The sequence below is a fragment of the Posidoniimonas polymericola genome, from assembly GCF_007859935.1.
Lineage (GTDB): Bacteria > Planctomycetota > Planctomycetia > Pirellulales > Lacipirellulaceae > Posidoniimonas > Posidoniimonas polymericola.
The window spans coordinates 174,219-190,601 of sequence record NZ_SJPO01000004.1 but is presented as its reverse complement, the minus strand read 5'-3'; the positions used below and the strand labels follow the sequence as shown (position 1 = coordinate 190,601).

General features: G+C 67.8%; 11 protein-coding genes and 2 tRNA genes. 9 read left to right on the top strand and 4 right to left on the bottom strand.

The window, feature by feature from the left end; genetic code table 11:
- Nucleotides 1–141: 141 nt before the first annotated feature.
- The 7 genes from Pla123a_RS09795 (at nucleotide 142) to Pla123a_RS09765 (ending at nucleotide 11,089) form a co-directional block, all read left to right on the top strand.
- Entirely contained in the window at nucleotides 142–1,986 is a 1,845-nt protein-coding gene (locus Pla123a_RS09795; RefSeq protein ID WP_231956378.1) for a sigma 54-interacting transcriptional regulator, read from the top strand.
- Between the two features lie 468 nt (nucleotides 1,987–2,454).
- Nucleotides 2,455–4,215: a SulP family inorganic anion transporter gene (locus tag Pla123a_RS09790; RefSeq protein WP_146586356.1), complete on the top strand. Its 1,761-nt coding sequence runs from the start codon at nucleotides 2,455–2,457 to the stop codon at nucleotides 4,213–4,215.
- Between the two features lie 215 nt (nucleotides 4,216–4,430).
- Nucleotides 4,431–5,897 (top strand): HD-GYP domain-containing protein, encoded by a 1,467-nt coding sequence (locus tag Pla123a_RS09785; protein ID WP_146586354.1) that lies wholly within the window; start codon nucleotides 4,431–4,433, stop codon nucleotides 5,895–5,897.
- Between the two features lie 194 nt (nucleotides 5,898–6,091).
- Nucleotides 6,092–7,090 carry a DUF6666 family protein gene (locus Pla123a_RS09780; RefSeq protein WP_146586352.1) on the top strand — a complete coding sequence of 333 codons (999 nt, stop codon included), beginning with the start codon at nucleotides 6,092–6,094 and terminating at the stop codon, nucleotides 7,088–7,090.
- Nucleotides 7,091–7,695: 605 nt separating this feature from the next.
- On the top strand, nucleotides 7,696–8,964 hold the full coding sequence (locus tag Pla123a_RS09775; protein WP_146586350.1) for an outer membrane protein assembly factor BamB family protein: 1,269 nt from the start codon (nucleotides 7,696–7,698) through the stop codon (nucleotides 8,962–8,964).
- A 19-nt stretch (nucleotides 8,965–8,983) separates the two neighbouring features.
- Nucleotides 8,984–10,288: a phenylacetate--CoA ligase family protein gene (locus tag Pla123a_RS09770; RefSeq protein ID WP_146586348.1), complete on the top strand. Its 1,305-nt coding sequence runs from the start codon at nucleotides 8,984–8,986 to the stop codon at nucleotides 10,286–10,288.
- 24 nt (nucleotides 10,289–10,312) lie between these two features.
- The gene (locus Pla123a_RS09765) at nucleotides 10,313–11,089 is read left to right on the top strand and encodes a M90 family metallopeptidase (RefSeq protein ID WP_146586347.1); all 777 of its coding nucleotides are present in this window, start codon (nucleotides 10,313–10,315) and stop codon (nucleotides 11,087–11,089) included.
- Nucleotides 11,090–11,119: 30 nt separating this feature from the next.
- Here Pla123a_RS09765 and Pla123a_RS09760 read toward each other — a convergent pair.
- Nucleotides 11,120–11,204: transfer RNA gene (locus tag Pla123a_RS09760), tRNA-Ser, on the bottom strand.
- Between the two features lie 205 nt (nucleotides 11,205–11,409).
- On the opposite strand from Pla123a_RS09760, the gene Pla123a_RS09755 reads away from it, so the two are divergent.
- Complete coding sequence (locus Pla123a_RS09755) at nucleotides 11,410–11,601, top strand: DUF6800 family protein (RefSeq protein ID WP_146586345.1); 192 nt, start codon at nucleotides 11,410–11,412, stop codon at nucleotides 11,599–11,601.
- Nucleotides 11,602–11,742: 141 nt separating this feature from the next.
- On the opposite strand, the gene clpB is transcribed toward Pla123a_RS09755, so the two are convergent.
- On the bottom strand, nucleotides 11,743–14,394 hold the full coding sequence (gene clpB / locus Pla123a_RS09750; protein ID WP_146586343.1) for an ATP-dependent chaperone ClpB: 2,652 nt from the start codon (nucleotides 14,392–14,394) through the stop codon (nucleotides 11,743–11,745).
- 227 nt (nucleotides 14,395–14,621) lie between these two features.
- On the opposite strand from clpB, the gene Pla123a_RS09745 reads away from it, so the two are divergent.
- Nucleotides 14,622–14,696: transfer RNA gene (locus Pla123a_RS09745), tRNA-Pro, on the top strand.
- Here Pla123a_RS09745 and Pla123a_RS09740 read toward each other — a convergent pair.
- Together Pla123a_RS09740 and Pla123a_RS09735 are read right to left on the bottom strand one after the other, a co-directional pair.
- On the bottom strand, nucleotides 14,678–16,171 hold the full coding sequence (locus Pla123a_RS09740; RefSeq protein ID WP_146586341.1) for a recombinase family protein: 1,494 nt from the start codon (nucleotides 16,169–16,171) through the stop codon (nucleotides 14,678–14,680). The two genes, Pla123a_RS09745 and Pla123a_RS09740, sit on opposite strands and share 19 nt — an antisense overlap.
- Nucleotides 16,143–16,379, bottom strand: coding sequence for a hypothetical protein (locus tag Pla123a_RS09735; RefSeq protein WP_146586339.1), 237 nt, complete (start codon nucleotides 16,377–16,379; stop codon nucleotides 16,143–16,145). Before Pla123a_RS09735 ends, Pla123a_RS09740 begins: the two co-directional genes overlap by 29 nt.
- Nucleotides 16,380–16,383 lie beyond the last annotated feature (4 nt).

Genomic DNA, 16,383 nt, shown 5'->3' with positions numbered 1-16,383 from the left:
CGGTTTTTCCGGTTGGGACGACCCTGACGGCTGGCGAAGCCGCCAGGCCCGCAGATCCGACGAAGATCGATTCCCGAATACCCACACGACGGGTATCATAATGAGACGGAATCAGATCACCCCAACGGCCGGATCACTGCGTTGTACGCCTATTTCACGGTCCTCAACGGCGAACAGATCGGCGACAACCTGCCGCTTGACGCGGAGGTCGAGAACCTCGTCGGCCGCGGCGGCGACTGCCAGGTCGCGCTGCAGGACCGCATCTGCTCGCGCGTGCACGCCATCGTGCGGCTCGACGACGAAGCCTGGGTCATCGCCGACGCCGACAGCCGCAACGGCACCTTCGTCAACGGGCAGAAGGTGGCCGAGGCGACCCTGGCCGACGGGCACACGGTCAAGATCGGCGCGACCGAGCTGGAGTTCCACCAGAGCGCCGACCCGCTCACCGCCGAGGACGACGCCGCCAGCCTTACGCAGACGATCGTCCAGAACATGGAGGTCAGCGAGAACTCGCTCAACGAGGCCTCGCTGACCGGGCTGCCCAACGCCGAGCAGGTCAAGGAGCTGATGCTGCTGTACCAGCTCTGCATCCGCCTCTTGGGGAGCGGCGACACCGACCAGGTCGTGCACACGGCGCTCGACCTGTTGAAGACCCGCACCAGCGCGTCGGTGGTCGGCTTCCTGTGGCTCAACGAGCAGGGCGAGCTGCGCCCCAAGATGGTGCTGCCGACCGACGCCGCCAGCCGCGTGTCGCTCAGCCCGTCGCTGACGGAGCTGGTCTCTAAGCAGGGGCACGCGGTGTGGGTCGCCAACCAGGGCGGCAAGGACGCGACCGAGAAGCTCGAGCACTTTGCCGACGCCATCTGCGCGCCGCTGGTCAAACGCAGCCCCGAGGGCGAGCGCAACACCCTCGGCGCCATCCACGTCTACCTCGAGGCGGGCCGCTTCCGCCAGTCGGACTTCGACTTCATCATCTCGGTCGCCAACATCGTGGTGACCGCGCTCGCCCGGGCGATGCAGTTCAACTCAATGCGCTCCAACTACGAGCGGCTGGTGAGCACCTCGCCCGGCTATGACGAGCTGATCGGCGAGAGCGAACCGATGCTGGCGCTGAAGAACAAGATCAGCCGCGTCGCCCGCGCGGCCGGCTGCGTGCTGGTCCGCGGCGAGAGCGGCGCCGGCAAGGAGCTGGTCGCCCGCGCCATCCACCGCGCCAGTCCCCGCGCCGAGCGGCCGATGGTGTCGGTCAACTGCGCGGCGATCCCGGCCGACCTGATGGAGAGCCAGCTGTTCGGGCACAAGGCGGGCTCGTTCACCGGCGCCGACCGCGACCACACCGGCTACTTCCAGCAGGCCGACCTCGGCACGCTGTTCCTCGACGAGGTCGGCGAGATGACCCTCGAGGGCCAGGCCAAGCTGCTCCGCGTGATGGAGGGGCACCCGTTCCTGCCGGTCGGCGCCACCGAGCCGATCTCGGTCGACGTGCGGGTCGTGGCGGCCACCAACCAGGACCTGCAGGACTACGTCCGCAAAGGCAAATTCCGCGAGGACCTGTACTACCGGCTGAGCGTGTTCGAGCTGTACCTGCCTCCCTTGCGCGACCGCGACGACGACATCGGCCGGCTGGTCGAGTTCTTCCTCGACCACTTCCGCAAGCAGCACGGCCGCCCCGGCCTGCGGCTCAGCAGCAAGGCGGTGCACCGGCTGCTGGAGTACCGCTGGCCCGGCAACGTGCGGCAGCTCCGCAACGTGATCGACAGCGCCGTGGTGATGGCCGACGGCGACGAGATCGAGCCCGGCGACCTGGCCCTCCGCGACTCGGGCCGCGAGGAGCTCGACACCCTGCAGATCGACCAGTGGGAGAAGAAGCTCATCATCGAGGCCCTCAAACGCACCTCCGACAACGTGCCGGAGGCGGCCAAGCTGCTAGGCATCGGCCGCGCGACGCTTTATCGGAAGATTGAGCAGTATCATATCGAGCGGTGAGCGGGCGGTTTCGCTAATCTCTCGATCGATAACCCCTGGCTGAAGCCAGAGGGATCCCAGCAATGGGGCGGAACGGGCCTGAGTCCCCGGTTGACGCCCGGGGCTCGTGCCCTGCCAATGGCTCTTGCGTTGCTCTGCATTCAGGGCCACCGCCGTTGCGTACACCGCAATTCTCCCTATCTCCGCCACCGGGGGCGAACTATACTGGCAGACCCGTTCCGGGCGGCTTGCCGCTTGGTTCGACCCGCCCGCCGCGCACTGCGGTTCTGCTCCAATCAACCGCTGAGCAGGCCCTCCCCGCGGCGACTACCTACCTAAACGCTACCTGCCCGATAGCTGCCCCTCACTTCGGCCTGGCTTGGATGGTTCTCGGTTTGTTCTTGCGAGCAGACCGCGGCTCGTTCTGCGCTCAGCCGCGTGCCATGGGCTGCCGGGGCAGCCACCGAACCGCAGCGACAAAGACCAACTATGCTCGACCTGTTTGCCTCCCGAGAACGCAACTTCAAGAACGATGTCCTCTCGGGCATCACGGTCGCCCTGGCGCTGGTGCCCGAGGCCGTGGCGTTCGCCTTCGTGGCGGGCGTTTCGCCGGTGATCGGGCTCTACTCGGCGTTCTTCCTGGGGCTGATCACCGCGGTGTTCGGCGGCCGGCCCGGCATGATCTCGGGCGCCACCGGCGCGATGGCCGTCGTGGTCGTGACGCTGGTCGCGCAGCACGGCGTCGAGTACCTGTTCCCGGCCGTGATGCTGTGTGGGCTGTTTCAGATCGCGGTCGGCATCGGGCGGCTCGGCAAGCTGATCCGGATGGTGCCGCACCCGGTGGTGCTCGGCTTTGTGAACGGCCTGGCGATCGTGATCTTCATGGCCCAGTTCGGCAGCTTCCAAACGATCAACGAACTCGGCCAGGCCGCCTACATGCGGGGGCCGGCGCTGTGGATCATGCTCGGGCTTATCGGGCTGACGATGGCCATCATCTGGCTGCTGCCGAAGCTGACCAAGGCGGTGCCGGCCTCGCTGGTGGCGATCCTGGTCGTGACCCTGGCGGCGACCGGCCTAAACCGCTCGCTCGACCCCAGCCTGGCCGCCAAGAACCAGTCGAACGTCGTGCTGACGGTGAGCGACATGCTGGTGACCAAATCAAAGCTCGCCGCTGCCGGTGAGGAGCACGGCGCTGTGCAGGATAAGACCGAGGCCGAGGCCGCCGAGGCGGCGCTCGCCGCGCAAGAAATCACCCCAGAGTCCGTCAGCCTCAGCGCCGGGCTGCCGCGGCTGTTCTTCTGGGAGTACACGGTCCCGCCGCTCTCGCTCAAGACCCTGTGGATCATCCTGCCGTACTCCTGCATCCTGGCGGCGGTCGGGCTGATCGAGTCGCTGATGACGCTCACCCTGATCGACGAGATCACCGAGACCCGCGGCCAGGGCAACCGCGAGTGCATCGGCCAGGGCCTGGCCAACCTGACCTGCGGCCTGTTCGGCGGCATGGGCGGGTGCGCGATGATCGGCCAGTCGCTGATCAACGTCAATTCCGGCGGACGCGGGAGGCTGTCGGGCATCGTGGCGGCGGTCGGCCTGCTGCTGATCGTGCTGTTCCTGGCGCCCTGGATCGAGATGATCCCGATGGCAGCGCTGGTCGGTGTGATGTTCATGGTGGTGATCGGCACGTTCGAGTGGGCCTCGCTGCACATGGCCACGAAGGTCCCCGCGACCGACTACGCCGTGATGGTGCTGGTGGCCGGCTACACCGCCATCATGCACGACCTGGCGACCGCGGTGATCCTGGGCGTGATCGCCTCGGCCCTGGCGTTCGCCTGGCAGCACGCCAAGCACATCGGCGCGGACGTCAAGCACAACGAGTTCGGCAGCAAGATCTACCAGCTGCACGGGCCGCTGTTCTTCGCGTCGACCTCGTCGTTCAAGGAGCTGTTCGACCCGAAGAACGACCCGGACGACGTCGTGATCGACTTCTACTACACCCGCGTGTACGACCAGTCGGCCCTCGAGGCGATCAACTTCCTGGCCGACAAGTACGAGCAGCAGGGCAAGCGCCTGCACCTGACGCACCTCAGCGCCGAGTGCCGCAGGCTGCTGGACCGCGCGAGCAGCCTGGTCGAGGTGAACGTGTCGGAGGACCCGCACTACCACGTCGCGACCGACCGGATCCTGGTCGACCAAGACCAGGCCGAAGACCACCGCGAGGCGAGCGGCGAAGAGGTCGCGGTCGCGACCTAGCGCGCCCGTCGGCGGGTAGGCGCGGCGTTCTCCTCAACGGAGGGGGTGGGTGGGGCCGGTTGTAGCGGCGTCGCGCCGGGGGGGCCATCGATTCGCGGGGCGCGAGATCTTCCGGCGCCACAAGCACGCGCCAGGTGTCCTAGGCTTTCTTAGCCCCGTGGTTCTGCGGGTAATCGCCGTTCGGATTCCCACCCCCCTCGAGCCCTGTTATCCCCATGGCCCGCGCACCCGCGTCATTAACCCCCGAACTCACTTCGCCGATCGCGGTCGGATTCTCGCCGGACGTTGAGCGGAAGGTCAAGATGTCCGGGCTGGTCGCGGCGCTGTCGTACGCGCTCGACATCACCGAGGGCCAGCCGGCCGGGCACGCGGCGCGGACCTGCCTGATCGGCATGCGGCTGGCGGAGCTGCTCGGGCTGCCGGTCGCCGACCGCTCCGACCTGTTCTACGCGCTGCTGCTCAAGGACCTGGGCTGCAGCAGCAACGCGTCGAAGATGTGCTACCTGTTCGGCGCCGACGACCGCACCGTCAAACGCGACCTCAAGTCGGTTGACTGGCCGAAGATGTCCGAGAGCTTCAAGTTCCTCACCAAGCAGGTCTCGCCAGAGGGCTCGCCGGTCCAGCGGGCGCTCAAGATTGCGGCGATGCTGCTCAAGGGACCCAAGGGCGCTCAGCAGCTGGTTGAGACCCGCTGCGAGCGCGGCGCCGAGATCGCCCGCGGCATGGGCTTCAGCGACGGCGTCGCCCTCGCCATCACGCACCTCGACGAGCACTGGGACGGTCAGGGCCACCCCGAGGGGCGTCAGGGGCTGGAGATCTCGCCGCTGGCGCGGATCGCCGGCCTGGCGCAGACCTTCGAGGTGTTCCACGCCCAGCTCGGCCGCGACGCGGCGTTGGCGATGGCCGCCACGCGGAGCGGCGGCTGGTTCGAGCCCGCCCTGGTCGAACTGCTCGCCGCGCTCCCTGCCGACGACCGGCTGTGGGCCGACCTCCGCTCGGGCGAGCCCGACCAGCTAGTGACCCAGTACGAGCCGGACGACCGCGTGATGATGATCGACGAACTCGGGGTTGACCGCGTGGCGGAGGGCTTCGCCCAAGTGGTCGACGCCAAGAGCCCGTGGACCTTCCGCCACTCCGACGAGGTGGCGCGGATCGCGGTCGGCATGGGCGAGCGGCTCGGCTTCACGCCGGCCGAGCAGCGGGCGATCCGGCGGATGGCGCTGCTGCACGACCTCGGCAAGCTGGGGGTCTCCAACGCGGTGCTCGACAAGCCGGGCCGGCCGACCGACGACGAGTTTGCACAGCTCAAGCGGCACCCCCGGTACACGCACGACATCCTCGTCCGCGCCGGCTGCTTCCAGGACCTGGCCGACGTCGCGGCCGCGCACCACGAGAAACTCGACGGCCGCGGCTACCACCGCGGCATCCCGGCGGCGGAGCTGCCGATCGGCGCCCGCCTGCTGTGCGTCGCCGACATGTACGAGGCGATGACCGCCTCGCGGCCTTACCGCGAAGGGATGCCCCAAGAGAAGGTGCTCGGGATCCTCGACAGCGAGGCCGGCACGCAGATCTGCCCGGAGTCGGTAGCCTCGCTCAAGCTGTGGCTCAGCCACGCAGAGTTCGAGAGTCGGGTGAACGATCAGATGCAGGCACTCGACCGCCTGATGGACGAGCTGACCTAGCAGGCGCCCGCACAGATTGCCACCGTGCACCGAACCGCACGGCTGGATAAGTGGATTCCCGTCATCCGCTGACGCCCCACTGTTCGAAACAATAGAAGTCAGGCGAGTCCACAATCGCCATTGACGCCAGCAGCAGGGATGGCTGCTTTGACGATCTGACCTCTCGCGTTGGAGCTGTAGGGATGCGTGTTCCGATGACCACTGCCCGCGTCGTGGCGTGCGCCGCGACCCTGCTCGGCGGCATGCGGCTGCTCGCCCAGGCCGGCGAGGCTTGCCTGCTGCTCCCTACGCCGCCGCCCATCGTCGACGCCGCCGTGACGCCGGTCGACTACTCGCCGATCGACGGTTCGCCCGTCGACGTTTTGCCGGTCAACTTCACGCTGGGCTCCGCCTGCGCCGCCCGCTGCCGGGACGACTGGTCGCTCTTCGCTGGGCTGGAGGGCTCGAAGCAGCCGCAGGACTTTGGGATCAACGCCCACTTTGGCGCGCGGGTCGCGCTCAACTACGGCCGACTCGTCAGCGACGACTCGACCCTTGGCTGGCAGGTTGGCACGGCGGTCGTGGCGACCGACAACGCCGTGCAGGTGGTCGAGCGCGTCGAGGGGTCGAGCAGCCGGCTGCAGTCGTTCACGACCCTCGGCGTGTTCCAGCACACCGACATCGGCGTGCACTGGAGCATCGTCTACGACCTCTTGTGGCAGGACTACTACGACGACTTCTTCCTCGGCCAGTGGCGCGGCGAGTGGGGCCTCGACCTTGGCTGCCAGGACCGAGTCGGCGTGATGGCGATGCTGCACGGGCACGGCGACGCCGGCTCGTTCGGAGGGACCGGCGTCTACCTGCGGCCGATCAACCAGGCGAGCCTGTTCTGGCGCCACGCCTGGCCGACCGGCGGCGCGGTGCGCGGCTGGGTCGGCCTGGCCGACGGCCACGCCGAGGCGAACGCCGCGCTGGGCGACTGGCCCCGCCGCGACGCGATGATGGTGTTCGGCTCCGACTTCCGCGTGCCGCTGACCGACTACCTGGCGCTGACCGGGCAGGCCAACTTCATCATGCCCGCCGACACCGGCACGGTCGACGCCTTCCTGGGCTTCGAGTACTTCCCGGGCGGCCGCTCCGCCACCGGCCGCGCCGCCCGCCCACTGCTCCCGGTCGCCAGCAACGCGACGTTCTCGGTCGATCTGTTCCGGTAGCGGTGAGGGCCACCCACCGGGCCGAAGCGGGGACTAACGCCCCGCCGCCGATGAGGGATTCGGGTGGCACGCCCTGACAGGGCGTGGTTGCCCTGCTGGTGACCCCCCACGCCCTTGGGGGCGTGCCACCCGCAGGCTCTGCGGATCGATGCCGCCGCCGATTTCGTTGCTGAAACGAGCCGCCCCGCGCGGTCTAATAAGGGGTGCGGCAGAGCATTCCACGGCGTTCCAACTACCAGCTCAGTCGGTAGAGGTGGGGGGCTGCGCGCTCGCGGAATGGTGGTTGGCAGGCAAGAAGGTCTTGTCCCCTGACGCCGTTGCCCGTGGTGTGCCGACAAAACCCTCCGGCGGGGCCTCATTGGGATTGTCGCAAACGCTTGTCAGCTAAGCGATTACAGCTGACCAGCAGCGGCGTGCGCCGGGGTTTTGTCCCCTCCGATCGGATATTCGGTCCAAACCCCGCGCTGCTCCAGCGACCCCGCAAAGCCTGCGTTGCTTGACGCGGCGCGGGCGAGCGTTGAAAACGAGGGCCCGCGGCCGAGCCGGCCGCGGTACGGGAAATAGATCTCGCAGTTTTTTGCAGCTAGTCGAAGGCGGTGACACCGATGCTTTGTGGATACACTCGGCCCCTGCTGGCGTTGGCCTTTATCGCAAGCGTCCCCCACCCATCGAGCGCCGACTGGCCGCGGTTCCGCGGGCCCAACGGCGATGGCCTGGCGCCGGCGGCCGATATCCCGCTCAACTGGACGCCCGACAACACGCTGTGGCTGGTCGAGCTGGGGGGCGTGGGGCACGGCTCGCCGGTGATTGCCGGCGACCGGCTGTTCGTCGTAGCCGCCGCTGCGGACTCGGCCAGCATCAGCCTCGACTGCTACCACGCGATCTCCGGCAAGCGTCTCTGGCGCCGCGAGCAGCCCGGCCAGCCGACCCACCTGCACGCGCTGAACAGTTACGCGTCGGGCACGCCCGCGGTGGCCGACGGCGTGGTCGCCGTGAGCTGGGCCGACGCGGAGTCGTTCTACCTGGCGGCGTACTCGGTCGAGGGCCGGGAGCTGTGGCGGAAGGACCTCGGCGGCTACTCGAGCAGCCACGGATACTCCCGCTCGCCAATCATCGTCGACGGCGTCGTGTACCTGGCGAGCAACCAGCAGTCGGGCTCGTACGTGCTGGCGGCCGACCTGCACAGCGGCGACGAGCAGTGGCGGCGCGAGCTCGAGCCCGGCAAGGCGTCGTACGACACGCCGTGCGTTGTGCCGACCGCCGCCGGCGGCCAAGCCCTGGTGGTCGGCAGCAGCGAGCTGCGGATGGACGCCGTCGACCTGAAGACCGGCGAGGTGGCATGGTCGGCCGACGGGGTCTTCCCGCAGCGCTGCGTCAGCTCGCCGATCTACGCCGGCGGCCTGGTGTTCGAGTCGTCGGGCAGCGGCGGCGGCGGCAAGTTGCTGGTCGGCGTGCGGCCCCCGCAAGCGGGTACGAAGGCGGCCGAGGTCGCGGTCGAGATCGGCCGCGGCGCGCCCTACGTGCCGACGCCGCTCGCGCTGGGCGACATGCTGGTGGTGTGGCACGAACGAGGCTCGGTGGCCGGCTTCGATATCAGCACCGGCAAGCAGCTGTGGCAGGAGCGTTTGGGCGGCAAGTACTTTGCCTCGCCGGTGGCGGTGGGCGACGTCGTGTGGAACGTGTCGATGGACGGCGAAGCGGTGGCCCTGGCCGCCGACCGCGACGGCTGCCGCGTGCTCGCCCGCAACAACCTGGGCGAGCCAACCGAGGCGACCCTGGCGGTCGCCGGCAACCGGTTGTACGTCCGCACAGAGAAATCGCTGATGTGCATCGGCACGCCGCAGACCGCGGCGGTCCTACCCGCCCGGCATTGATCCGGGGTATGCTGAAGACATGCCGCTTTCGACCTATGAAGAACGCCGCGCGTGGGAGCGACTCGACCGCGCCGAGCTTGAGTCGCGCCAGCTCGAGAAGCTCAACCACCTGCTCGCTGAGTTGCGTGCCGCGGGCGGTTTCTACGCCGACAAGCTGGCCGACGCGCCCGACAATGTCGCGTCGCTCGCCGAGTTCAGCAACCTGCCGTTCACGTACAAGGACGAGCTGCCCGCCGGCGAGTCTGTCGATGGGCACGCGGACGGGGCCGTCAATCGGACCTACCCGCTGGCCCGCTACGTGCGGTTCCACCAGACGTCGGGCTCGCGCGGTCGGCCGATGGCGGTGTACGACACGCAGGAGGACTGGGAGTGGTGGCTCGAGGGCTGGCAGTACGTGCTCGACGCGGCCGGCGTTGAGTCCGACGATCGGGCCATGCTGGCGTTCAGCTTCGGGCCGTTCGTAGGGTTCTGGAGCGCGTTCGACGCCCTCGCCGCGCGGGGCGTGCTGACGATCCCGGGCGGCGGCATGGGGAGCCTCACGCGGCTGGACCTGATCCGCCGCTCGGAAGCCAACGTGCTGCTCTCGACGCCAAACTACGCGATGCGGCTGGCAGAGGTCGCGGCCGAGCACCAGCTGCCGCTGGCCGAGCTGCCGGTCGAGAAGATCATTGTCGCCGGCGAGCCGGGCGGCAGCGTGCCGGCGGTGCGGGAACGGATCGAGCAGACGTGGGGCGCCAGGCTGTTCGACCACGCCGGCGCGACCGAGGTCGGCCCGTGGGGCTACAGCGAGGTCGCCGGGGGCCGGCGCGAGGGCAGGGGGGTGTACGTCAACGAGAGCCAGTTCCTAGCGGAGTTCCTCTCGGTCGAGACCGGCCAGCCGGCCGGCGAAGGAGAGCTGTCGCACCTGGTGATCACAACCCTTGGCCGCGCGGGCGCGCCGGTCATCCGGTACCGCACCGGCGACCTCGTGCGGCCCGCCTGGAGCGTCGAGGGCGACAACAACTTTGTGTTCCTGGAGGGGGGCGTGCTGTCGCGGGCGGACGACATGATGATCATCCGCGGCGTCAACGTGTTCCCGGCGGCGATTGACCAGATCCTCCGCGGCTTCCCCGAGGTGGTCGAGTACCGCATGACCGCCCGCAAGCACGGCGAGATGGACGAGCTGGTCGTGGAGGTTGAGGACCGCCTGCAAGATCCCCGCCGGATCGCCGAAGAACTGCAGGTGCGGCTGGGACTGACCATCGACGTGCGGCTGGCCCCCGCGATGTCGCTGCCGCGGAGCGAGGGCAAGTCGCAGCGCTTCGTCGACCTCCGCAACACCTAACTCCGCCAGGACCCTCACCCGCCGATGCTGTTCTCGTGGCTCAAGAAGCGATCGCGCCGCCGGCTGGCGAAGGCCGGCCTATCGGACGAGTTGCGGGCGCTGCTGCCCGCGGCGGTGTGGCAGTACGAGCGGCTGACGGAGGACGAGCAGCGGCGGCTGGAGGCGTCGGCCGCGGTGTTCTTGCACGAGAAGAATTGGGAGGGGTGCGGCGGCCTGCCGATGAGCGACGAGATCCGGCTGACCATCGCCGCCCAGATGGCGCTGTTCACGCTCGGCCTGCCGGGCGAGTACTTCGACCGCGTGCTGTCGGTGCTGGTTTACCCGGATGCGTACCGCGTGCCGGACGAGCACGCGGCGGGCGGGATGGTGGTCGGCGGCGAGTCGACCCGCCTCGGCGAGGCGTGGCACCGCGGCCCGGTGGTGTTGTCGTGGAAGCAGGTGAAGCGGGCGGGGGAGTCGCGCTACGGCGGCCGCAGTTTGGTGGCGCACGAGTTTGCCCACCAGCTCGACATGCTCAACGGCCGCCACGCCGACGGCGTGCCGCCGATGCCCGACAACCAATCCGCCGAGCACTGGATCGAGACATTGGACGCCGCGCTCGCGCGGCTGCGGCGGGACTGCCGCCGCAGGATGGACCCGCTGATGGACTGCTACGGGGCGACCGACCGCAGCGAGTTCTTGGCGGTCGCCAGCGAGGTGTTCTTCCAGTGGCCCGCCCGGATGGCCGAACGCGAGCCCGAGCTGTTGGCGGCCCTCCGCGGTTACTACCGTCAGGACCCGCTGCGGTGGGACGAAACCTAGAGGAGCCGACCCGCTGGCGGGGCAGAATAGCGGTCGGGGAGGGATTCGAACCCCCGGTGAGTTTCCCCACGCCGGTTTTCAAAACCGGTGCATTCGACCACTCTGCCACCCGACCGGAACGCCCGATTCGCCGGGCTTGTGGCGGGATTATCGTCTAGCACGCCACGGCACACAAGACAGGCTTGGCCCGTCAAATCGGGCATTGCGGGGCCGCTGCAGCCGAAAACGCCCGTTGACGAACCAGCGATTCCTCGGCCAAAATACGTGACTCTTAAGAATCCGGCCCTTCCCCCAGTTCATACCAAGACCAGGAGTCCCCTATGCCAGGCAGCGAACGCCGCCGCGAACTACGCCGCCGCCGCAAGCGCCGCGAGACCGTCGCCCAGTTTGCGGCTCGCATCCCCAAGGCGTCCAACAGCGAAAAGGTCGAGATCGCACGCAAGCTGCGTGAGATGACCCCCGGCGCCGAGGAGTTGATCGCCCGGTGGGAGCTCGCCGAGGTCGACCGCTAGGGTCCTTCCAATCGTCGACCAATCGGCGGTTGGCAAGCCAAGGGCTCGTCAGGTCAAGGGCGGGGCAGGGGACACGCTGAATAACGGGTCCCACTGCCCCGAGCTGGTCACTCGACGCGTGCTGATCTGTCCCCGGGCCGCCTACTGGTCGCGGCTGAAGGTGAACTCCGAGCCGTCCCAGTCGATCCTGACCGTCGCGCCCTCGGGGAACTCGCCCCGCAGGAGCTCACTCGCCAGCGGGTTCTGCAGCTGCTGCTGCATGACCCGCTTGAGCGGCCGCGCCCCGTAGGTCGGGTCGTAGCCCTCGTTGGCGATCTCCTGCCGCGCAGCATCGGTCACTTCGAGGCTCAGCCCGTTGCGACCGAGCAGCTTCGCTAGCTGCTGGACCTGCAGGTCGACCACGCGGCGGATCTCCTCCCGCTTGAGCGGGTGGAACACGATGGTCTCGTCGACGCGGTTGAGGAACTCCGGCAGGAACTGCCCACGCAGCGCCTCGCCGACGGCGTCCTGCATCTCGTCGACCCCGCCTCCTTCTTCCGCGATCTTCTGGATCAGCTGGCTGCCGATGTTGCTGGTCATCACGATCAGCGTGTTGGAGAAGTCGACCGTGTGGCCGTGGTTGTCGGTCAGTCGGCCGTCGTCCAGCACCTGCAGCAGGATGTTGAAGACGTCGCGGTGGGCCTTCTCGATCTCGTCGAGCAGGACCACGCTGTAGGGCCGACGCCGCACCGCCTCGGTCAGCTTGCCGCCCTCCTCGTAGCCGACGTAGCCGGGGGGCGCCCCGATCAGCCGGCTCACGGTGTGCTTCTCCATGAACTCGCTCATGTCGAGCCGCACCATCGAGTTCTCGTTGTCGAACAACGTCTCGGCGAGCGCCTTGCAGAGCTCGGTCTTGCCGACGCCGGTCGGGCCGCAGAAGATGAACGAGCCGATCGGCCGGTTGGGGTCCTGCAGGCCGCTGCGGCTCCGCCGCACGGCGTTCGCCACGGCCTCGACCGCCTCGTCCTGGCCGATGACCCGCTGGTGCAGACGCTCCTCCAGCACCAGCAGCTTGGCGCGCTCGGTCTCGAGCATCCGCGTGACCGGCACGCCGGTCCACGAGCTGACCACCTCCGCGATCTCGTCGGGCGTCACCTCCTGACGCAGCAGCCGCTTGTGCGGCGAGGCGCCGTCGGATGCCGGCTCGTTGGCTTCGCGGGCCTCGATCTCGGCGATCCGCTTCTCCAGCGACGACCGCGCGACGTCCAGCTCGTACAGCTTCTGGTAGGTCGCCTCCTCGATCGGCTGGCCGGCCGACTGCTGCTCCTTGATGGTGGTCGCCTGGTGCTCGTAGGCGAGCTTGGCCTCCTCGAGCTGCCGCCGCACGTCCGCGACGTCGCCCACGCCGAGCTTCTCGGCCTCCCACTGCTCGCGGAGGCTGGCCAGCGTGTGACGCTGCTCCTGCATCTCCTCGTTGATGTCCGCCAGCCGCTGCTGGGCGTGCTCCTCCTTCTCTTCGGCGAGCTGTCGTGCCGCGAGCTCCAGTTGGACCAGCCGCCGCTGCACCTCGTCGATCTCGGTGGGGACGCTCTCCAGCTCCATCGCCAGCCGGCTCATCGCCTCGTCGACCAGGTCGATCGCCTTGTCGGGCAGCTGCCGGTCGGCGATGTAGCGGTTCGACAGCTCAGCCGCGGCGACCAACGCCGAGTCGCGTACCTTGACGCCCTTGTGGTGGGCCTCGTACCGCGGCTTCAGGCCGCGGAGGATCGCGATCGTGTCCTCGACCGAGGGCTCGCCTACGAACACCGGCTGGAACCGACGCTCGAGCGCGGCGTCCTTCTCGATATACTTGCGATACTCGTCGAGCGTCGTCGCGCCAACGCACCGCAAATCGCCGCGGGCGAGGGCGGGCTTCAGCAGGTTGGCGGCGTCGGCGCCCCCCTCAGCGGCCCCGGCGCCAACGACCGTGTGCAGCTCGTCGATAAACAGGATCACCTGGCCGTTGGCATCCTCGACCTCCTTGAGCAACGCCTTGAGGCGTTCCTCGAACTCGCCACGGAACTTCGCGCCGGCGATCAGCGCGCCCATGTCGAGCGCAACCACCCGTTTCGACTTCAGGCTCTGTGGCACATCGCCGGCGACGATGCGGCCGGCCAGGCCCTCGGCGATCGCGGTCTTGCCGACGCCCGGCTCGCCGATCAGCACCGGGTTGTTCTTGCGCCGCCGCGAGAGCACCTGCACGACGCGGCGGATCTCCTGGTCGCGACCAATCACCGGGTCGAGCTTGCCCTGCTTGGCCCGTTCGACCAGGTCGATGCCGTACTTCTCGAGCGCCTGGAACTTGCCCTCGGGCGCTTGGTCGGTCACGCGGGTCGAGCCCCGCACCTGCTGCAGCGCCTTGAGGAGGTCCGACTCTTGGACCGCGTTGAGTTTGAGCAGCTCACGGGCCTTGGAAGGCGACTTCACGAGCGCGAGCAGCAGGTGCTCGGTCGAGACAAAGTCGTCCTTCATTTTCTCGGCCTCGGCCTGGCCCGCCTCAAGCACCGCCAAGAAGTCTCGCGACGCCTGCGGCGCGGCGCCGCCGCTGGTCGAAGGCAGGTGCTTCAGCTCCGACTCGACGATCTGAGCCAGCTGCCCGATATTGGCGCCGGTCTTGTCGAGCACGGGGCGCACGACCCCCTCGCTCTGCTGCAGCATGGCCGCGAGCAGGTGGAGCGGCTCGACCTGCGGATTCCCCGCGTCCGCCGCCAGCTCCTGGGCGTTCTGCACAGCCTCTTGTGATTTGTGAGTCAGTTTATCGAAGCGTACCGCCATGAGACCTACCGTTCCTCCCCTGGGCGTTTTTAGGCAACAGGCAACGAGCGCAATTCTCGCCGCCAGGAGTCTGTACGCAAGGAGCAAACCCGAGGTTCTGGTCTCGGAAATGCGAATGAAAGAAATCGCCCGATTCTAAGCCCGCACGCCGCTGATAGCGCCCCAACACAGCTTGCGGCCGGGGCTTCGGTCTGATAACCTGCTGAGCTCGGCACAACCGCCGACAACGGGCTGTAGCTCAGCTTGGCTAGAGCGCTGCGTTCGGGACGCAGAGGTCGCAGGTTCAAATCCTGTCAGCCCGACTGTTTTCAGAATGAGGCCCTTCGGCGAGTACGTCGAAGGGCTTTCTCCATTCAGGGACAAGACTTGCGTCGACAAGAGTGAAGTTCAAACAGACGATTTCGAGCAACCGTCGTTTGGCTCGGTAATCGGACGTAAGCCATTTCTCTTTCAGGGTTTGCGAAAGTTCAAACGCCTGGAGGGCAACCTGGCCGTTCTCGGCCCTGCCGCGGTCAAACGCGTCGATCTGTAGCTGGAGCTTGGCGGCTCGGTCACGGAGCTCGGTGCTCTTGGACGCGAAGGTTTGCGGGTCGATCTCTTCCAGCAGCCGCAGGTTGAGAAGCTGGTCCTGCTGGTTGCGCACCAGGGTGAGCTGGCGATTGAGCTCACCCAGCCGCTCGCGGCTTTCTTCCTGTTGGCCCCTGGTCCGTTCGCGGAGCACGCGGGCGAACCAATCCCGCGTCTTCTCGTCTTGGATCCGCAGTCGATCCAGGAGGGTGAGCATCTGCTGGTCCAGTTTGGACTCTGGCAAACGGGTGCGTGGATGTCCCTTGGCGAGGTAGCCGGCACAGCGATAGTAGCGGTACTGCTTGTCGCCGTTCTTGCTCTTCTTGGTGATCGTCTCACCCGTGATCCCTCGCCCGCAGCAGCCGCAGGTAATCAGGCCGCCGGCGTAGGTAAGCTCGTGCGATCGGTACACCTGCCCGCCGAGCAGCTCTTGAACGCGGTCGAAGGTCCCGCGGTCGACCAGCGGCTCCTGGACGCCCGGGTACCACTGGTCGTGGTAGAAGATCTCCCCGATGTAGGAGCGGTCGCGCAGGAGCGTGTGGAGCTTGCTCCGCGTGAAACGCCTGGTCTTCGCGGTGTAGACGAAGCCTTCGTCATCCAGAGCGTCGACCAGCGAGTCAATGGTGTGGCCGTGATAGGCGTAGAGGTCAAAGGCCCGGCGGACGACCCGGGCACGCTGGCAATCAGTCTCGACCAGGCTGCGGCCGTCGCGGCGGAAATTACGGTAGCCGTAGGGCGCCTTGCCCATGAACAAGCCCGTTTGCACGCGGCGGAACAAGCCGTCCTTGACGTCGAGGGACTGCTGCTCCGTGTAGAACGACGCCATGTTGGCCAGCGTCCGCCGCATCATCCGACCGGCGGGCGTGTTTTCTGTGGGCTGGGTGACGTAGATCACCTCCAGGCCATGGTCGATCTCCAGCCGCTCAAGCTCGACGTAGTCGAATAGGTTCCGGGCGGCTCGGTCGACCTTGAAGAACAGGACCGCGGTGAGGTCCGAGGCGTGCTGGCGGGCGTACTCGAGGAGTTCCTTGAAGGTCCGCCGCTCATCCGGTTTGGTGGCGGTCTCGGCGATCCGGAACAGCTTCGAGATCTCGCCGCCGCGCTCGTTGGCGTAGCGGGTGAGCGCCTCCTCCTGCACTTCGAGCGAGAATCCTTCGCGCTCCTGCTCTCGCGAGGAGACCCTAGCGAGGGCCAGATAGTTCTTCGTCATCGGACTGTTCCCTATGCTCCAAGTGGTCGAACAAGCGGGCGACAGTCAGCAGTATCTCCAGAGCGTCGTCGACGGTCAACGAGTGGGCGTAGCGCGGCTGCCACGTGTTGAGCGTGTCTTCGAGGAGCTCCGCTGTGACCCACGACGGTGCGCCGTGCGGCACAACGCTCTCCGGTGCGGAAGCGGTCTGGATGGACGAAGAACGCATGGCG

Excerpts from the sequence above, each read along its gene's own strand:
- Pla123a_RS09740 (WP_146586341.1), bottom strand. The coding sequence starts at position 16,171 with ATGACGAAGAACTATCTGGCCCTCGCTAGGGTCTCCTCGCGAGAGCAG.
- Pla123a_RS09765 (WP_146586347.1), top strand. The coding sequence starts at position 10,313 with ATGCTGTTCTCGTGGCTCAAGAAGCGATCGCGCCGCCGGCTGGCGAAG.
- clpB (WP_146586343.1), bottom strand. The coding sequence starts at position 14,394 with ATGGCGGTACGCTTCGATAAACTGACTCACAAATCACAAGAGGCTGTG.
- Pla123a_RS09785 (WP_146586354.1), top strand. The coding sequence starts at position 4,431 with ATGGCCCGCGCACCCGCGTCATTAACCCCCGAACTCACTTCGCCGATC.
- Pla123a_RS09775 (WP_146586350.1), top strand. The coding sequence starts at position 7,696 with ATGCTTTGTGGATACACTCGGCCCCTGCTGGCGTTGGCCTTTATCGCA.
- Pla123a_RS09780 (WP_146586352.1), top strand. The coding sequence starts at position 6,092 with ATGACCACTGCCCGCGTCGTGGCGTGCGCCGCGACCCTGCTCGGCGGC.
- Pla123a_RS09770 (WP_146586348.1), top strand. The coding sequence starts at position 8,984 with ATGCCGCTTTCGACCTATGAAGAACGCCGCGCGTGGGAGCGACTCGAC.
- Pla123a_RS09755 (WP_146586345.1), top strand. The coding sequence starts at position 11,410 with ATGCCAGGCAGCGAACGCCGCCGCGAACTACGCCGCCGCCGCAAGCGC.
- Pla123a_RS09790 (WP_146586356.1), top strand. The coding sequence starts at position 2,455 with ATGCTCGACCTGTTTGCCTCCCGAGAACGCAACTTCAAGAACGATGTC.
- Pla123a_RS09735 (WP_146586339.1), bottom strand. The coding sequence starts at position 16,379 with ATGCGTTCTTCGTCCATCCAGACCGCTTCCGCACCGGAGAGCGTTGTG.